Raw genomic sequence first — 16,114 nt, 5'->3', positions numbered from 1 at the left:
AAACTAAAAAATGGAGCAATTTTACATTGGAATAGACATTGGTACCACAGCAACAAAAGCTGTGTGTTTTGACAGAACGGGAAAAGTGATTCAGGAATGTAGTAAATCCTACTCTATGTATCATCCTAAGCCAGATTGGAGCATTCAAAAACCCGATGAAATTGTAGCGGCTGTTTTAGGATGTATCCAAAAAATCACAAAAGGAATTCAGCCTGAATTTATCAGTTTTAGTTCGGCTATGCAAAGTATAATAGCAATCGACAACAATGGAAAACCGCTCACCGATGCTATCATTTGGGCCGATAATAGAGCGCATGCATTAGCCGAAGCGTTAAAAGCATCCGAACAGGGAAAAAATTTCTATCAAAAAACAGGAATTCCTATTCATACCTTTTCACCCATGACCAAAATTGCTTGGTTAAAAGAACACGATACAATCACTTTTTCTAAAACGTATAAGTTCATTAGCATCAAAGAATACATTTGGCATCATCTTACCGGCGAATATGTAATTGATTCATCGATGGCATCAGGTACAGGTTTAATGAACATTCATACAATACAATGGGAATCGGATATTTTAGATTATTTGAAAATAGAAGAATCATACCTTTCCACCATTGTTAGCCCAACCCACAAAGCAAAAGGACTATCCGATGGTTTTGATTATATTTTGGGTGGCGGTGACGGCGTATTGGCAAATTTAGGAACCGGAGCTATGCAAGCCGGCCGAATGGCGTTATCCATTGGAACCAGCGGCGCAGTTCGTTTACCAACTGAGAAACCTTTTATTGACCCGGAAATGCGAACACAATGTTACCATTTAATGGACAATCACTATTTGAAACTGGGAGCGGTCAATAATGGTGCAATTGTTTTACAATGGCTCAAAGAATCCATATTAAAAACAGATGAATCTTTCGAAGAATTATTTAAACAGGCTGAAACTATTGCTGCCGGATCCGAAGGCTTGCTTTTTGTTCCTTATTTATTGGGAGAAAGAGCGCCTATTTGGGATGCTTCTGCACAAGGAACTCTTTTAAGAATCCGAATTATCCATGCCAAAGCGCATTTGATTAGGGCAACACTGGAAGGTATTTTATTTGGACTATTGAGCATTACCGAAATCTTACTCCCAAATCCTGAGGAAAGACACAAAATCACCATAATGGCGAGTGGCGGTTTTGGAAAAAGTGAACTTTGGCTACAAATGGTCGCTGATATTTTTCAAATGAAAGTAATCGTAGCCGAAACAATCGAAGCTTCTGCTTGGGGAGCTGTTTTGATTGGTTTTAAAGCTACTGATATTGCCGTTCCATCCGAAAATAAAGTTGGAAAAACTTTTTTACCAAATATAGATTCCAAAGAAATCTACGAACAAAGCTTTGAAAAATTTAAAAAGATTTATTCTCTGTTGAAAGATATTTAAAAAGAAGAAACTAATGCTCGGCATTTCATGCCTGATCTTTTTTTGTTTTATAGCTTAAACAAACTAAAAAGTTTGCCAAGCCATAAAACAAAAAATGCTTCCCTTTCGGAAAGCATTATTTTTTTGCAGAGAGGATGGGATTCGAACCCACGATGCAGTTACCCACATACTAGCTTTCCAGGCTAGCTCCTTCAACCACTCGGACACCTCTCTATTTTATTTGAGGTTGCAAATAACAATAAAAAAAATGAGTTAGAAAAGTAAAATCGAACTATTATGCTATTTCACCGCGCAAAGAAGTTTCAAAAATAGTTTTGAAATCTTTTTGATCTATTTTTTGGCCTAACAAATACATTAATTTAGTGATTGCAGCTTCAGTTGTGATGTCTTTTCCAGAAATCACCCCTATTTTTTTCATCCCTGTACTCGTTTCATACTGTCCCATACTCACGCTTCCACCGGAGCATTGTGTTACGTTGATAATATGTAAACCTCTACTGATTGCTTTTTTTAATAAGTTTAAAAACCAATCTTCCGTTGGTGCATTTCCCGCTCCGTACGTTTCTAAAACAATTCCTTTAAGATTTGGAATATCAAAAATCGCTGCCAAAACTGCTTCGCTAATCCCTGGAAACATTTTTATAATAGCAACATTGTTATCTAAATTTTTATGAACCTTGAATTCTTCATTTTCACTTTTAGCCAGAAATAATTCTGGATTCAATTTCAAATGCACACCAGATTCTACCAATTCAGGATAATTTGGAGAGGTAAATGCTTTAAAATGTTCCGCATTTATCTTTGTGGTTCTATTGCCTCGGTACAATTTGTATTCAAAATAAAGACACACTTCGCTAATAACTGGCTCATCATTGTTTCGTAAAGATGCAATTTGAATTGCCGTAATCAGATTCTCTTTGGCGTCCGTACGTAAATCTCCAATGGGTAATTGAGATCCGGTAAAAATTACAGGTTTAGATAAATTTTCAAGCATAAAACTCAAAGCCGATGCCGAATAGGACATCGTGTCTGACCCATGAAGCACCACGAATCCGTCAAATGAAGTGTAGTTATCCTCAATAATAGTCGCAATTTTAGCCCATTTTTCAGGATTCATGTTCGAAGAATCAATTGGATTTTCGAAAGAAATAGTTTCTATTTCACAATCCAATTGTTTTAATTCCGGAATGCGCTGCAACAATTTACTAAAATTGAAAGCTTTGAGCGCTCCCGTCTCAAAATCTTTTCTCATACCGATGGTTCCTCCGGTATAGATTAAAAGTATTTTGGCTTTATACAACATCGTGGTATTTTAATTTATTCACAACCGGGTTGGCATACATCGCCAGAAAACCGTCTAAGGCCACTGGATTATCGTGATCAATTCGCATTTCAAGTCTACGCTCGAATAACGACTTTTCATTTTCGGTGTATAAATGAGCAAAGCGATTGGTCTTATTTACAATATCAAAGGCGATGAAATTTGTTGGCCACAATTTATAATTGCTCAATATGGCATCATCAATTACTTGTGCCAAAGCTACTATTTGCTTATTTGAACTGTCATTTTCAGTTTTTATGGCTTCAATTTCTTGATCTAAAACTTTGCCTACATGAATATGAATTCTTTTCTTTTGTCCCAAAGCACCGCTAAGAATCGTCATGAAATCTTCATTTTTCTCTTTAACGTACACTTCATTATTGGCTTCAGCCATTAATTGCGGCATTTTCAAAGCATCAGTAGGATCGTATTCGTATGAAATAGAAACCGGTACAATTTTTATTTTCTTAAAATAATCCATCAAATTCTTTTCATCAGAACCCATTCCAAGCATTTTCAAAACACCAGGATTTGTCTCGTCATTACCGTCTTTAGTCCTTCCTTCGCGTTGTGCAATCCAAACGGAACGGTTTTCATGAAGCAACAAATTCCCAATATATTCTGCCAATAGCTTTGAACTTTGCAGCATTTCCCTTGGCGTTAAGCCACGTTGCACCAGAAAGTTCCGGTTCAGTTTTGCTAACGTATTCAAAAAAGCTTTTTTGACTAAATTATCGCCAATCGCTGAAGCAGTCATCACTAAACCGTGCTCAAACAAAGCCGTATTCAACAACGTTGTGTCTAAAAGAATATCGCGATGATTGGATATAAATAAGTAAGAAGTATTAGGTTCTAAGTTTTCAAAACCGGAAGTAGTCAATCCTTCAGAGCTTTTCTCGAGCACTTTTTGTACCGATTTGTAAATGAAATTACACTGAAAATCACGAATAGAATGCGTTTTGCGAAGTTGTTCTTTCCAAACTTCATCCGCAACATCCGGGAAAGTAAAATTCATCAATGCTTTCATCATTGGATGATTAACTACATTATGAAGTGCTTCGTTTATTTCGGAATCATAAAATGGCCGAATAGCGTCAAATTTCTGCATTTTGGTTCTCAATTTTTGTGTGGGCAAATGAACAAAAAAAATATCAAAATAAGGTAAATTCTACTTTAAATCCCAAAAATAGCTTTAGAATTCTCTGTGGTGACCGCCGCAATTTCATTTGCCGAAAGGCTATAAATTTGCGCTAACTTATCTACTACGTTAACAATATAACTACTTTCGTTTCTTTTCCCTCGAAAAGGAACCGGAGCTAAATACGGGGAATCAGTTTCCAGAACTATATGTTTTAAATCAATTTGGTTCAGGAACTGGTCGATTTTTCCATTTTTAAAAGTCACAACACCACCTATTCCCAACTTCATGTTATACGAAATCGCTTGTAAAGCCTGCTCATAAGTACCTGTAAAACAATGAAAGATGCCAAACAATTCCGGTGATTTTTCTTCCTCCAAAATTTCAAAAATTTCTTCAAAGGCTTCTCGGCAATGAATCACAATAGGCAATTTGTACTGCTTGGCTAATTGAATTTGCTTTTTGAAAGCGATTTGTTGCTGAGGCAAATGGGTTTTGTCCCAATACAAATCGATTCCTATTTCACCAACCGCATAAAATTTTCTTTTGGCCAATTCATTTTCTACATGCTGTAATTCCTCCAGAAAATTGTCTTTTACATACGTTGGGTGCAAACCCATCATCAAAAAAACATTTTCAGGATGATTTTTCTCCAATTCATACATCGATTCTGTGCAGGTAGAATCGATTGCGGGAATAAAAAAACGCGAAACACCGGCATCAATGGCGCGTTGTATCATTTCGTTTCTATCTTGATCAAATTCCTCTGAGTATAAATGGGTGTGCGTATCGGTAATTGTACTATTTGTTTCCAAGTGTAAAGTTTAAGTGTACAAAATTACAAGAATAATAGTTGTTGAAAAAATGGTTTTAAAAAGATTCGCGGATTCCTTCGATAACTCCATGTATCTTTGTAAATTGAAAATTTAGGAAAATAAATTCCGCATCAATGAAGAACCTACACGAAATCCTTAAAAAGGAAAATTACAGAAAAGTAAAATTTAAAATTACTAAAACACAACATCTTTTGATAAAAGCAAAAATCAATGGCGTTACAGGAAATTTCATTCTGGATACAGGAGCTTCAAACAGTTGTGTGGGATTTGAAAGTGTTGATTTATTTTTATTAGAAGCAAAAAAATCCAAAACGAAAGCCGCTGGTGCAGGAGCCACTGGAATGTTTACCCAGCTGGCTTTAAAAAATCAATTACAACTTGGTTCTTGGAAAGACATCACTTTTGATATTGTTATTTTCGATTTGTCTCACGTCAATGAAGCGCTAACACAGCACAAAGCAAAACCGGTTCATGGAATTATAGGTGCTGATATATTGATGAAAGGAAAAGCAATTGTAGATTATTACAATCATTATTTGTATTTATTGAAATAAAAAAATCCTGTTTAGAAAACTAAACAGGACTCTCAAATATTTCCAAAACCTTAAAACTATAGTTCTAACGCTTTTTTAGGATTATTGTCCATCAATAATTCCATTGGGTTTTCTAATGCTTCTTTTACCGCTACCAAGAATCCAACAGACTCACGACCATCAATAATTCTGTGATCATAAGATAAGGCTACATACATCATTGGGTGAATTTCCACTTTTCCGTTTACGGCAATTGGGCGCTCAATAATGTTGTGCATTCCTAGAATTCCAGATTGTGGAGGATTGATAATTGGCGTACTCAACATACTTCCAAAAACACCACCGTTAGTAATCGTGAACGTTCCACCAGTCATATCATCCACTGTGATTTGACCATCACGCGCTTTGATTGCTAATCTTTTAATATCAGCTTCAACTCCACGGAAAGTCAAATTCTCTGCATTGCGAACTACAGGAACCATTAATCCTTTTGGTCCCGAAACTGCAATTGAAATATCGCAAAAATCGAAAGCAATCTTATGATCGCCATCCATCATTGAGTTCACATCTGGGAATAATTTTAATGCTCTAGTTACTGCTTTAGTAAAGAAAGACATGTATCCTAAACCAATTCCACCATGTTTTGCTTTGAACGCATCTTTGTATTCATTACGCAAGGTGTTAATTGGCGTCATGTTTACTTCGTTGAAAGTAGTCAACATGGCTGTTTCATTTTTAGCAGCAACTAATCTCTCAGCCACTTTACGACGCAACATCGATAATTTAGTGCGCTCTGTTCCACGAGAACCACCTGTAGGAGTTCCCATTGAAGGCACTGCATTTACGGCATCATCTTTAGTGATTCTTCCGTCTTTTCCAGTTCCTGTTACGGAAGCTGGCGCTATATTTTTCTCGTCTAATATTTTTCTTGCTGCTGGAGATGGAGTTCCTGAAGCATAAGTCGCTGCTGGAGCTGCCGCTACTGGTGCCGCTTTTGGCGCTTCTGCCTTAACTTCTGCTTTTGGTGCTTCAACTGTTTTTACAGCTTCAGCAACTGGCGCATCACCTGCTGGTTTTGCTCCGTCCGTATCTATGTGGCAAACTACTGCTCCTACCGCAACTGCATCGCCTTCTTCTGCTTTTAAAGTAATGATTCCGCTTGCTTCTGCTGGCAATTCTAAGGTTGCTTTATCAGAATCAACCTCAGCAATTGCTTGGTCTTTTTCTACATAATCTCCGTCTTTTACCAACCAAGTTGCAATTTCAACTTCCTTTATAGATTCCCCTGGTGACGGGACTTTCATTTCTAAAATCATGTTCTATTATTTTAAATTATGAATTTTAATTCTTCTTACAATTACTTATGTTTTTATTTATTAGTAATTGAATTATTTACCTGTTTCTAAATTCGAAACATAATTACTATTTATTGTCATGGTAGGATAAACTTCCCCTTCTGCCTTTCGCTTAGTGTATTTCTCCATCGAACGCTTCACTAAATCTTCTTGATTTTTTTTGGCTTCCGCTAAATCATCTTCACTTATTGTATATTCTTTAGCTCCTGAAATAGCTTTTAATATCGCTTCCTTTTTTCTTTCATATTTATTGATATTCTTATAATTTTTCGGATCATTATCAAAAGGGTCTAATTTTACAGCTGCTTTAAAAGCACCCATTTGAGGTTCCGAATCAATTATATAAACTTTACCCGCTTCTAATTCTGCTTCTAAGAAATCTGTGTTTTCAGATTTAGACCAAAATAAATGTTTCCCAGGTTCACATTCGTAAACCAAGTATTTTCCATGATTAAATTTGCCTAAATATTTATCCCCATCAAAATATTTAAAATTGATTAAAAAACCTGTCGCTGATGCTCTTGTAAAATAAACCAATGACTTTCCTTCGCTAGGTTTTTTTAATTCTTGAGAATAAGAAAAACTAAAAATTAAACTAAAAATTAATAAAGCAAAAAGTTTCTTCATAATTAAAAAATTGAGGTTATCTAAATAAATTTTTATCAAAAACCATTCTTAAAGCATCCGCCTGACGACGTTTTGCTCTTGTATAACTTCCAGCCGCTGGAGCTGCGTATGCTTTTAGTGAAGCCAATCTCCATTTTACTAAATCGAAATTCATCAACATAAAGCTGTACGCTCCCATGTTTTTTGGCTCTTCTTGTGCCCAAACATAATCATCAGCGTTTGGATATTTAGCAATAATTTCTTTTAATTGTTCCACTGGCAATGGGAATAATTGTTCGATTCTAACAACCGCAACATCATTTCTACCAAGATTTTCTCTTTCGGCAGTGATGTCATAATAGAATTTTCCGGTACAGAAAACTAGTGTTTTCACCTCATCCTTATTCACTGTTTCATCATCGAATGTTTCCTGGAAACTACCTGTCGCAAATTCTTCAACTGTAGAAACCACTCTTGGATCACGCAACAAACTCTTTGGTGTAAACACGATAAGCGGTTTACGGAAGGTTGTTTTCATTTGTCTTCTCAACAAGTGAAAGAAGTTAGCTGGCGTTGTACAATCCGCAACATACATATTATGTCTGGCGCAAAGTTGTAAATAACGCTCCATTCTGGCTGATGAATGTTCTGCTCCTTGCCCTTCATATCCGTGAGGCAATAATAAAACAATTCCGTTCTGGTTGTTCCATTTATCTTCTCCACAAGAAATGTATTGGTCAATCATAATTTGAGCTCCATTACTGAAATCTCCAAATTGTGCTTCCCAAATGGTTAGTGTATTTGGGTTTGCCAAAGCATATCCGTAATCAAATCCTAACACTCCATATTCAGACAAAAGTGAATTGTAAATATTGAATTTTCCGGTTGCTCCTTCTAAATTACTTAATAAAGTAACTTCTTCTTCTGAATCCTCCACTTTTACAACGGCGTGACGGTGAGAGAATGTCCCACGCTCCACATCTTGTCCGGAAATACGAACATCGTATCCTTCTTTTAAAAGTGAACCATACGCTAAATGTTCGGCCATAGCCCAATCCAGCTTATTCGTTTCGAAAAACATTGTTTTTCTGTCGTTTATCAGTTTTTGTATTTTGCTTATAAATTTTTTGTCTGTTGGCAAGTTACAAATCACGTTTGCAACTTCAGTAAGTCCTTCTTCTGGAAAAGTAGTGTCTACTTTTTTAAGCATTTCAACATCAGAAACCTGTTCAAAACCTTTCCACTCATTTTTCATGAATGGGGTAATAATGGTCAAATCCTTTTTACGAGATTCTTCTAAGTTTATTTCCAGGTTTGATTTGTATTCTTGCTCCAATCCTTTTACAAAAGTGTTGTCGATTACTCCATCAGCAAGTAATTTCTCCATGTAAATATCTCTTGGATTTTTGTGCTTAGCAATAATTTTATACAATACCGGCTGCGTAAAACGAGGCTCATCACCTTCGTTGTGTCCGTATTTTCTATATCCTAATAAATCGATGAAAACGTCACGTCCAAATTGCATTCTGAAATCTAAAGCAAATGACATTGCGTGAACGACAGCTTCAGCATCATCCGCATTTACGTGCAATACTGGCGAAAGTGTTACTTTAGCAACGTCCGTACAATAAGTTGATGAACGCGCATCAAGATAATTAGTCGTAAAACCAACTTGATTATTGATTACAATATGGATTGTCCCTCCGGTTTTGTAACCGTCCAATTGCGCCATTTGTACAATTTCGTACAAAATTCCCTGACCAGCAATTGCGGCATCCCCATGAACGGCGATTGGCAATACTTTTGAGAAATCGTTAGGGAAATATTTGTCTTGTTTCGCTCTAGTAATTCCTTCGATTACTGCACCTACAGTTTCAAGGTGAGAGGGATTTGGCGCTAAATTGATATTGATTTTTTTACCAGTGCTAGTCACTTTATCAGCAGTAAGTCCCAAATGGTATTTTACATCACCGTCAAAATATTCTTGATCGTAATCTTTACCATCAAACTCCCCAAAAATGTCTTGGGTTGATTTGCCAAAAATATTTGCCAAAACATTCAAACGGCCACGGTGTGCCATTCCCATTACAAATTGTTCCACTCCTTTTTCGGCTGCTTTTTCAATTAAAGCATCCAAAGCCGGTATGATTGATTCTCCACCTTCAAGAGAAAAACGTTTTTGACCTACATATTTAGTATGCAAAAAGTTCTCAAAAGAAACGGCTTGGTTTAATTTATTCAGTATTGATTTTTTTTCATCCAAAGAAAACTTAGGCTGATTGTCATTGAAACCTAATTTTTTCTGAATCCACTCTACCACTTCCGGTTTACGGATATACATATACTCCACCCCAATGTGCTGGCAATATATAGTATCTAGATGTGTGATGATTTCCTGAAGCGTACAAGGCTGAATATTAATCACCTTAGCGGCATCAAAAACAGTATTCAAATCTGCGGAAGAAAGTCCGAAATTCGTGATTTCTAATGTTGGCGATGTTGTACGTCTTTCACGAACCGGATTTGTTTTAGTGAACAAATGACCGCGAGAACGATATCCATCTATTAGTTTTAATACGTTGAATTCTTTTTGAAGCTTTTCAGAGACCAAACTTACATCCGTATTATTAGATGCAAAATTTGCTATTTGTTCAACAGGGTTTTCCTCATTGTAAGTCGTCATTCCAAAGTCGAAACCCTGAAAAAAACTTCTCCAACTTGGCTCTACGCTATCTGGATTCTCTAAATATTGATCGTATAATTGTGCGAAAAATTCTGTGTGTGCTGCGTTTAAAAATGAAAACCTATCCATAATATTTAGTGAATATACCTTTTTTGTTAAAATAGTTTGGCAAAAGTACGATAATACAATAAATTTATAATTTATTTTAAGATACTTTTACATTGAATATTGTTAAAAAACCAAAAACTTATGACAAAGAATTGCTTTTTGAAGGATTCCAAAATCTTTTTGGCGCTAATTGCTTTGTTTTTTTCAAGCTGCGCATTTGCGCAACAAAATGATATGCAACCAGAAATGGAAAATCAGTTTTGGCGAAATGTACAATTTGGAGGTGGAATCGGTTTAGGTTTTGGTTCTGGCTACACGGACATTTCTTTGGCACCAAGCTCCATTTATAATTTCAATGAATATGTAGCTTTAGGTGTTGGCTTACAATATAAATATTTAAAACAAAGAGATTTTTATGCTTCCCATTTGTATGGTGGTAGCGTTATAGGTCTTTTTAATCCGATACCTGAAATCCAACTTTCGGCTGAACTGGAACAATTAAGAGTCAATGTAAATCTGGATGGATCCAATACTAATTCACAGGATTATTGGAATACGGGATTGTTTATTGGAGCCGGTTACCGCTCCGGAAATGCTACTATTGGCGGACGATACAATGTTTTGACAGACAAAAACAACATTTACGGCAGTGCCTTTATGCCATTTATCCGAGTGTATTTTTAAATCCTCTTTCTTAAGGTTTAAGGAATCTAAACTGAAAAAAGATTAACGATATTTATTCCTGAACCAAACTTTTTGCCATTCTCTTTTTAGAATCAGAAAAGCGACTTGTTCTGCCAGAATTACTAAATCAGAACCATCGAGTTTTTTTATTTCTTCTTCGGAAACATCAATTATGTACAATAAATTGAGGTATTCCGCAAATTTGTATTGAATGAGTCGGTAGATTTTTTCATGAAGCTGTAACTTCAATTCATTAGGAGAAATACTCAAAGGAAAATCAATGGCTTCATTAGCCAAATTGAAATCCTTAATCATTTGTTCGATTAATTTCAAATATAAGTTTTCACCTTCGGCTTCAGAAAGTAGTAAATCGGTATTTTTTGGAACTATAAACATTTGATTTCAGATTGTTGATTAACGATTTTTGATTTTAAGAAACACTCTAAATGTTTGATTTTTTTTTGAATTATACTGATTTTTGAAATAAACCATTATTTACCCGAAGTAAAACTTCTGCGATCATAAATCGTTAATCTGCAATCAAAAATCTAAACTTTTCTTCCCATTAAGTTTTCACCAAAAGTCTTCAACATTTCTTTTTTCTCTGTGCTGATATTCATTTTATCCAAAGTTTGAAAAGCTTTGAACGTAAAATCCTGTATCGCATCCTGAGTTGCTTTTGAAGCACCAGAACTATTGAATAAAGCTTTTACACGTTCTATTTTATCAGTATTATCTTCTGGTTGAATTGAAAATAAGCTTTTCAATTCCTGCGCTTCTTCTTCATTTGAAAACGCAACCGCTTTAAGATACAAATAGGTTTTTTTGTTTTCAATTATATCACCGCCCACTTGTTTTCCAAAGGTTTCCGGATTACCAAATGCGTCCAGAAAATCATCCTGCAACTGGAAAGCTAATCCTAAATTTAATCCGAAATCATAAATTAAATTGGCATTTTCTACAGAAGTTTCCGCAATTATTGCTCCCATTTTCATCGCTGCTGCCACTAAAACCGCTGTTTTATATTGAATCATTTTCAAATATTCCGCAATTGTTACATCGGTGCGCTCTTCAAAATCAACATCCCATTGTTGTCCTTCGCAAACCTCGAGTGCCGTTTTGCTAAACAACTTTGCTAAATCCCTAAATATAAGAGGCTCGTATTGTTCGAAATATTGGTACGCTAAAATTAACATAGCGTCGCCTGATAAAATTCCAGTGTTTAAATTCCATTTTTCATGCACGGTTTCATGTCCTCTGCGCAAAGGAGCATCATCCATAATATCATCATGTACCAATGAAAAATTATGAAAAACTTCGACAGCCAGAGCAGCAGGAAGCGCTTTCTTGTAATCTGCATCAAAAACCTCCGCACTCATTAAAGTAAGTACCGGACGCATTCTTTTTCCGCCAAGATCTAAAATGTAATGTATAGGCTCATATAAATTTCTAGGTTCTTTGGTTTCGTATTGTGATTGCAAATAATCCGAAAGGAACTCCTGATACTGAAAAATGGTATGCATAAAATAAATTTTCGGCTAATTTACAGTATTCAATTTGCATTACAAACTCCGTTTCATTATCAAATGTTAAATAAATCAAAATACAATGGAAACTATTTTGGTATTCAAAGTTTCCGTCTTACATTTGCACTCGAATTTAACATTTCAAATCCTTAGCTACTTTTTTTTAAGTGCTTGTTAGATCAATTAAATTTTAATACACCCGATGAATTATGAAAACTAAATGGACAATTGACTCCAACCAATCTGATGTTCTGATTAAAATGAGGCATTCAATAATTGCCTATTTAGCGGGAACCATCAACAAATTCAACGGGCATATCGATATTGAAAACAATGAAATTGAAGACGCCTCGATCGAATTTTCATTGGATGTAAACAACAAGGATGGAAAACTGGAGCAAATTGACACGCATTTAAAAATGAATGACCTCTTTGATGTCACTGAATATCCTATTATTAGTTTTAAGTCAACTTCATTCGAAAAAGTAAATAAAAACATCAATTTCTTGAAAGGGAATTTAACCATCAAAAACATTACAAAAGTCGTGGAATTAGATGCGGAATTCATCGGAATAAACGCTTACAATGGCGATCAGAAAGCAGCATTTGAAATAACAGGTAAAATCAACCGTAAAGATTTTGGACTGACATTTAATTCTTTCAATCAAACCAGTGGCTTGGCTTTGGGACAAGATATCAAACTGATTGCTAATCTTGAATTTACGGTTTAATTAACATATTTAAACTAAATGTTAAATAATTACAAATTAAAAGGAAACTATTTTAGTGTTCAAAGTTTCCTTCTTACATTTGCACTCGATTTGATTAGTCCACCTTCACAATAGAACTTAATTAAAACATACTGAAACTATTTCAGCATAAAAAGATGAAAGAAAAAATTATAAATAAAGCAAAAGATATGTTTTTGAGACTTGGTTTCAAAAGCATAACAATGGATGATATTGCCGGTGAAATGTGCATATCAAAGAAAACAATTTATAAATATTTTGCCAATAAGGAATTGCTGATACACGAAAGCACACAATTGCTTCACAAGGAAGTTCACGAAATCATCACCGAAATTATCTCTCGAGATTACAACGCAATAGAGGAAAACTTCCAGATTAGAAAAATGTTTGCTGATATGTTCAAATCTACAGACACCTCTCCTATTTATCAGCTAAAAAAGCATTATCCAGAAGTATATGAAAAGGCTTTAGAGTATCAAGTTCAAGAATGTGAAAGCTGCTTTAAACAAAACATTGAAAAAGGAATTGCTCAAGGCTTGTACAGAAAAGACATCAATATTGAAGTCTATGTTAAACTTTATTACGCTTTAATTTTTACCATTAATGAAAATACGCGTTCCGAAAGAGAAGCTGCGGCCTTAGAAATGGAAGCACTGGAATACCACACCCGAGCAATGGCGACAGAAAAGGGAATTGCCGAATTAGAAAAAAACTTACTTAACCCAATTACATAACAATGAAAAAAACAATTCTTTTTATAATCTTAACATTTACTCTTGGCGTCAATGCCCAGGTAGTAAGAACACTTACGCTCAAAGAGGCAATAAATTACGCTTTAGAGAATAAAGCCGATGCCAAAAAAGCAAAACTGCAAGTGGAGAACAGCGAATACCAAATTCAGGAAGTGCGCTCCAGAGCATTGCCACAAATATCGGCAAACGGAAATTTGACTTACAATCCTGTGATTCAAACTACTGTAATTGACGGAGCTGGATTTGGACAACCAGGAACAACTATTCAGGCCGCTTTTGGTCAAAAATGGGTTTCAACAGCAGGTGTTTCTTTGACTCAAGCAATTTTCGACCAAACGGTTTTTACCGGTTTGAAGGCGGCAAAATCTACTAGAGAGTTTTACCAAATCAACAACCAGTTGAGCGAAGAACAAGTAATTGAACGCGTAGCCAATAATTATTATCAAGTTTATGTTCAAAGACAAAAACTGACAGTTATTGATAGTACTTACAAAAATACCAATAAAGTAAAAGACATTATCAAAGGGCAATTTGACAACGGATTAGCTAAGAAAATTGATTTGGATCGAATTTTAGTAAAGATTTCAAACATCAATACGCAACGTCAACAAGTGCTGAATGCGGTTCAAATTCAGGAAAATGCGTTGAAATTTTACATGGGAATGCCGATAGAAACTCAAATTGAGATTCCACAAACTGCATTTGAAGTAGGACCACAAGCACTATCTGAAATTCCAAATACAACTAACAGAACGGAATACTTGCTTTTGAAGAAACAAGAACAACTTTTATTTTATCAAAAAAAGGCTGTTGAAGCTTCTTATTACCCAACATTATCATTGAACGCCGGATACAATTATATTGGTCAAGGCCCAAAAATGCCTATTGGAGGAAAACCTGCTGACGGAGTTTATTGGTCTGATTTCTCATCAATTGGACTGAATTTGAAAGTACCTATTTTTACTGGTTTTGGAACTCGTGCCAAAGTAAGACAAGCCGATATTGAAATTAGAACTGTTCAAGAAGATTTACTTGACACTAAATTAGCGCTTGATCTGGCTTTCGCCAATGCAAAAACGCAAATTGATAACAGTTTAACTACCATCAACAATCAAAAAGAGAATGCGCAATTAGCCAAAGAAGTTTTAGACAATACTAGAAATAATTATGTTCAGGGATTAGCTTCTTTAACTGACTTATTGGATGCCGAAAACTCTTTGACGGAAGCACAAAACAACTACACATCGGCCGTATTGGAATACAAACTGGCAGAAATACAATTAATCAAATCAAAAGGCGAATTAAAAACACTTATAAATAATTAACAAAATGAAAAAAAGCATACTTACCATAGTACTAATTGTTGCCACTTTAGGGGTTATTGCCTACGTTTTAACCAATAATAAAAAAGAAAATGAAGCAAAAACTGCTGTAGTAGCAGAGAAAAATGCTAGCATTTCAGTAAAAGTAGCAACGGTAAAAACCGAAGAAGTTTCTCTTGATTTTGTAGCCAATGGAAATTTTGCACCGCTACAAGAATTGAGTTTTTCTGCTGAGAAGCCAGGAAGAGTAGTTCGTGTTTTAGTTGATGAAGGCGACAGAGTGCGCATTGGTCAAACGCTGGCAATTGTAAGAAGCGAACAAATTACAGCTGATTTACAAACCGCACAAGCTTCGTATCAAAATGCATTGACTGATTACAGTCGTTTTGAAAATGCTTTCAAAACTGGAGGTGTGACTAAACAACAATTGGATCAGGCTAAATTGAGTTTAGTGACTTCAAAATCAAGGTTGCAACAAGCAAAAGTGAATATTGGCGATACGAACATCAAAGCGACAATCAACGGAATTGTGAACAAAAAATACGTTGAACCAGGATCGGTTCTTGGTGCCGGAACACAATTGTTTGACATTGTTAATGTTTCTAAATTGAAACTAAAGGTCAATGTCAATGAAAATCAGGTTGCAGGTTTAAAAGTAGGAACGACACTATCTGTAAAAGCAAGTGTGTATCCAGATGCAACATTCTCAGGAAAAATCTCGTTCATCGCCCCAAAATCGGATGCGAGTTTGAACTTTCCTGTAGAAATAGAAATTGCTAATAATGCAGCAAATGATTTGAAAGCAGGAATGTACGGAACTGCTGAATTTTCTGCAAATCAAGGAAAACAATCGTTGATGGTTGTTCCTAGAAATGCTTTCGTAGGAAGTGTGAGCAGCAATGAAATATTTGTAATCGAAAACGGAACTGCTAAACTGAAAACGGTTACAGCCGGAAGAATTCTTGGTGATAAAGTAGAAGTTTTAAACGGACTTTCAGAGGGTGAAACTGTAATTGTTACCGGTCAAATCAACCTTCAAGACGGATCTAAAGTGGAAGTTATTAAATAAAGT

15 protein-coding genes and 1 tRNA gene are annotated in these 16,114 nt (G+C 35.4%); 7 read left to right on the top strand and 9 right to left on the bottom strand.

The window, feature by feature from the left end; genetic code table 11:
- Nucleotides 1–10 precede the first annotated feature (10 nt).
- Entirely contained in the window at nt 11–1,429 is a 1,419-nt protein-coding gene (locus tag DR980_RS12020) for a gluconokinase (RefSeq protein ID WP_113636480.1), read from the top strand.
- Nucleotides 1,430–1,555: 126 nt separating this feature from the next.
- Here DR980_RS12020 and DR980_RS12015 read toward each other — a convergent pair.
- From DR980_RS12015 to DR980_RS12000, 4 genes are all read right to left on the bottom strand, one after another.
- Nucleotides 1,556–1,642, bottom strand: a tRNA-Ser gene (locus DR980_RS12015).
- A gap of 61 nt (nt 1,643–1,703) precedes the next feature.
- Nucleotides 1,704–2,732, bottom strand: coding sequence for an asparaginase (locus DR980_RS12010; RefSeq protein WP_113636479.1), 1,029 nt, complete (start codon nt 2,730–2,732; stop codon nt 1,704–1,706).
- Entirely contained in the window at nt 2,722–3,858 is a 1,137-nt protein-coding gene (locus DR980_RS12005; RefSeq protein WP_113636477.1) for a 1-acyl-sn-glycerol-3-phosphate acyltransferase, read from the bottom strand. Before DR980_RS12005 ends, DR980_RS12010 begins: the two co-directional genes overlap by 11 nt.
- 65 nt (nt 3,859–3,923) lie before the next feature.
- Nucleotides 3,924–4,703: a TatD family hydrolase gene (locus tag DR980_RS12000; protein WP_113636475.1), complete on the bottom strand. Its 780-nt coding sequence runs from the start codon at nt 4,701–4,703 to the stop codon at nt 3,924–3,926.
- Nucleotides 4,704–4,837: 134 nt separating this feature from the next.
- Between DR980_RS12000 and DR980_RS11995 the strand changes: the two genes are divergently transcribed.
- Nucleotides 4,838–5,278: a retropepsin-like aspartic protease gene (locus DR980_RS11995; protein WP_113636473.1), complete on the top strand. Its 441-nt coding sequence runs from the start codon at nt 4,838–4,840 to the stop codon at nt 5,276–5,278.
- A gap of 56 nt (nt 5,279–5,334) precedes the next feature.
- Here the strand turns inward: DR980_RS11995 and odhB are convergent, their stop codons facing one another.
- The 3 genes from odhB to DR980_RS11980 all read right to left on the bottom strand — a co-directional run bounded on the left by odhB (nt 5,335) and on the right by DR980_RS11980 (nt 10,030).
- Nucleotides 5,335–6,573, bottom strand: a complete 1,239-nt coding sequence (gene odhB, locus DR980_RS11990; protein ID WP_113636471.1) for a 2-oxoglutarate dehydrogenase complex dihydrolipoyllysine-residue succinyltransferase — start codon at nt 6,571–6,573, stop codon at nt 5,335–5,337.
- Nucleotides 6,574–6,645: 72 nt separating this feature from the next.
- Nucleotides 6,646–7,278: a hypothetical protein gene (locus tag DR980_RS11985; protein WP_113636469.1), complete on the bottom strand. Its 633-nt coding sequence runs from the start codon at nt 7,276–7,278 to the stop codon at nt 6,646–6,648.
- Entirely contained in the window at nt 7,256–10,030 is a 2,775-nt protein-coding gene (locus DR980_RS11980; RefSeq protein ID WP_113636467.1) for a 2-oxoglutarate dehydrogenase E1 component, read from the bottom strand. Before DR980_RS11980 ends, DR980_RS11985 begins: the two co-directional genes overlap by 23 nt.
- Nucleotides 10,031–10,150: 120 nt before the next feature.
- Between DR980_RS11980 and DR980_RS11975 the strand changes: the two genes are divergently transcribed.
- Entirely contained in the window at nt 10,151–10,693 is a 543-nt protein-coding gene (locus DR980_RS11975; protein WP_113636465.1) for a hypothetical protein, read from the top strand.
- Between the two features lie 42 nt (nt 10,694–10,735).
- On the opposite strand, the gene DR980_RS11970 is transcribed toward DR980_RS11975, so the two are convergent.
- Together DR980_RS11970 and DR980_RS11965 are read right to left on the bottom strand one after the other, a co-directional pair.
- The gene (locus DR980_RS11970; protein WP_113636463.1) at nt 10,736–11,089 is read right to left on the bottom strand and encodes a hypothetical protein; all 354 of its coding nucleotides are present in this window, start codon (nt 11,087–11,089) and stop codon (nt 10,736–10,738) included.
- Between the two features lie 152 nt (nt 11,090–11,241).
- Complete coding sequence (locus DR980_RS11965; protein ID WP_113636461.1) at nt 11,242–12,216, bottom strand: polyprenyl synthetase family protein; 975 nt, start codon at nt 12,214–12,216, stop codon at nt 11,242–11,244.
- A 212-nt stretch (nt 12,217–12,428) separates the two neighbouring features.
- On the opposite strand from DR980_RS11965, the gene DR980_RS11960 reads away from it, so the two are divergent.
- The 4 genes from DR980_RS11960 (at nt 12,429) to DR980_RS11945 (ending at nt 16,111) form a co-directional block, all read left to right on the top strand.
- A complete protein-coding gene (locus tag DR980_RS11960; RefSeq protein ID WP_113636459.1) occupies nt 12,429–12,950 on the top strand; it encodes a YceI family protein in 522 nt (173 codons plus the stop codon).
- Between the two features lie 155 nt (nt 12,951–13,105).
- Nucleotides 13,106–13,702: a TetR/AcrR family transcriptional regulator gene (locus DR980_RS11955; RefSeq protein WP_113636457.1), complete on the top strand. Its 597-nt coding sequence runs from the start codon at nt 13,106–13,108 to the stop codon at nt 13,700–13,702.
- 2 nt (nt 13,703–13,704) lie between these two features.
- Nucleotides 13,705–15,045, top strand: a complete 1,341-nt coding sequence (locus DR980_RS11950; protein ID WP_113636455.1) for a TolC family protein — start codon at nt 13,705–13,707, stop codon at nt 15,043–15,045.
- A 4-nt stretch (nt 15,046–15,049) separates the two neighbouring features.
- The gene (locus tag DR980_RS11945; protein WP_113636453.1) at nt 15,050–16,111 is read left to right on the top strand and encodes an efflux RND transporter periplasmic adaptor subunit; all 1,062 of its coding nucleotides are present in this window, start codon (nt 15,050–15,052) and stop codon (nt 16,109–16,111) included.
- Nucleotides 16,112–16,114: the final 3 nt, after the last annotated feature.

The organism is Flavobacterium psychrolimnae (assembly GCF_003312425.1).
In the GTDB taxonomy this organism is placed as follows: Bacteria; Bacteroidota; Bacteroidia; order Flavobacteriales; family Flavobacteriaceae; genus Flavobacterium; species Flavobacterium psychrolimnae.
This window is presented reverse-complemented; position numbering and strand designations above follow the sequence as displayed.

What these genes read in the sequence shown, in the direction of transcription:
- DR980_RS12020 (WP_113636480.1), top strand. Translation starts at nt 11, where the DNA reads ATGGAGCAATTTTACATTGGAATAGACATTGGTACCACAGCAACAAAA.
- DR980_RS12010 (WP_113636479.1), bottom strand. Translation starts at nt 2,732, where the DNA reads ATGTTGTATAAAGCCAAAATACTTTTAATCTATACCGGAGGAACCATC.
- DR980_RS12005 (WP_113636477.1), bottom strand. Translation starts at nt 3,858, where the DNA reads ATGCAGAAATTTGACGCTATTCGGCCATTTTATGATTCCGAAATAAAC.
- DR980_RS11995 (WP_113636473.1), top strand. Translation starts at nt 4,838, where the DNA reads ATGAAGAACCTACACGAAATCCTTAAAAAGGAAAATTACAGAAAAGTA.
- odhB (WP_113636471.1), bottom strand. Translation starts at nt 6,573, where the DNA reads ATGATTTTAGAAATGAAAGTCCCGTCACCAGGGGAATCTATAAAGGAA.
- DR980_RS11980 (WP_113636467.1), bottom strand. Translation starts at nt 10,030, where the DNA reads ATGGATAGGTTTTCATTTTTAAACGCAGCACACACAGAATTTTTCGCA.
- DR980_RS11975 (WP_113636465.1), top strand. Translation starts at nt 10,151, where the DNA reads ATGACAAAGAATTGCTTTTTGAAGGATTCCAAAATCTTTTTGGCGCTA.
- DR980_RS11970 (WP_113636463.1), bottom strand. Translation starts at nt 11,089, where the DNA reads ATGTTTATAGTTCCAAAAAATACCGATTTACTACTTTCTGAAGCCGAA.
- DR980_RS11965 (WP_113636461.1), bottom strand. Translation starts at nt 12,216, where the DNA reads ATGCATACCATTTTTCAGTATCAGGAGTTCCTTTCGGATTATTTGCAA.
- DR980_RS11960 (WP_113636459.1), top strand. Translation starts at nt 12,429, where the DNA reads ATGAAAACTAAATGGACAATTGACTCCAACCAATCTGATGTTCTGATT.
- DR980_RS11955 (WP_113636457.1), top strand. Translation starts at nt 13,106, where the DNA reads ATGAAAGAAAAAATTATAAATAAAGCAAAAGATATGTTTTTGAGACTT.
- DR980_RS11950 (WP_113636455.1), top strand. Translation starts at nt 13,705, where the DNA reads ATGAAAAAAACAATTCTTTTTATAATCTTAACATTTACTCTTGGCGTC.
- DR980_RS11945 (WP_113636453.1), top strand. Translation starts at nt 15,050, where the DNA reads ATGAAAAAAAGCATACTTACCATAGTACTAATTGTTGCCACTTTAGGG.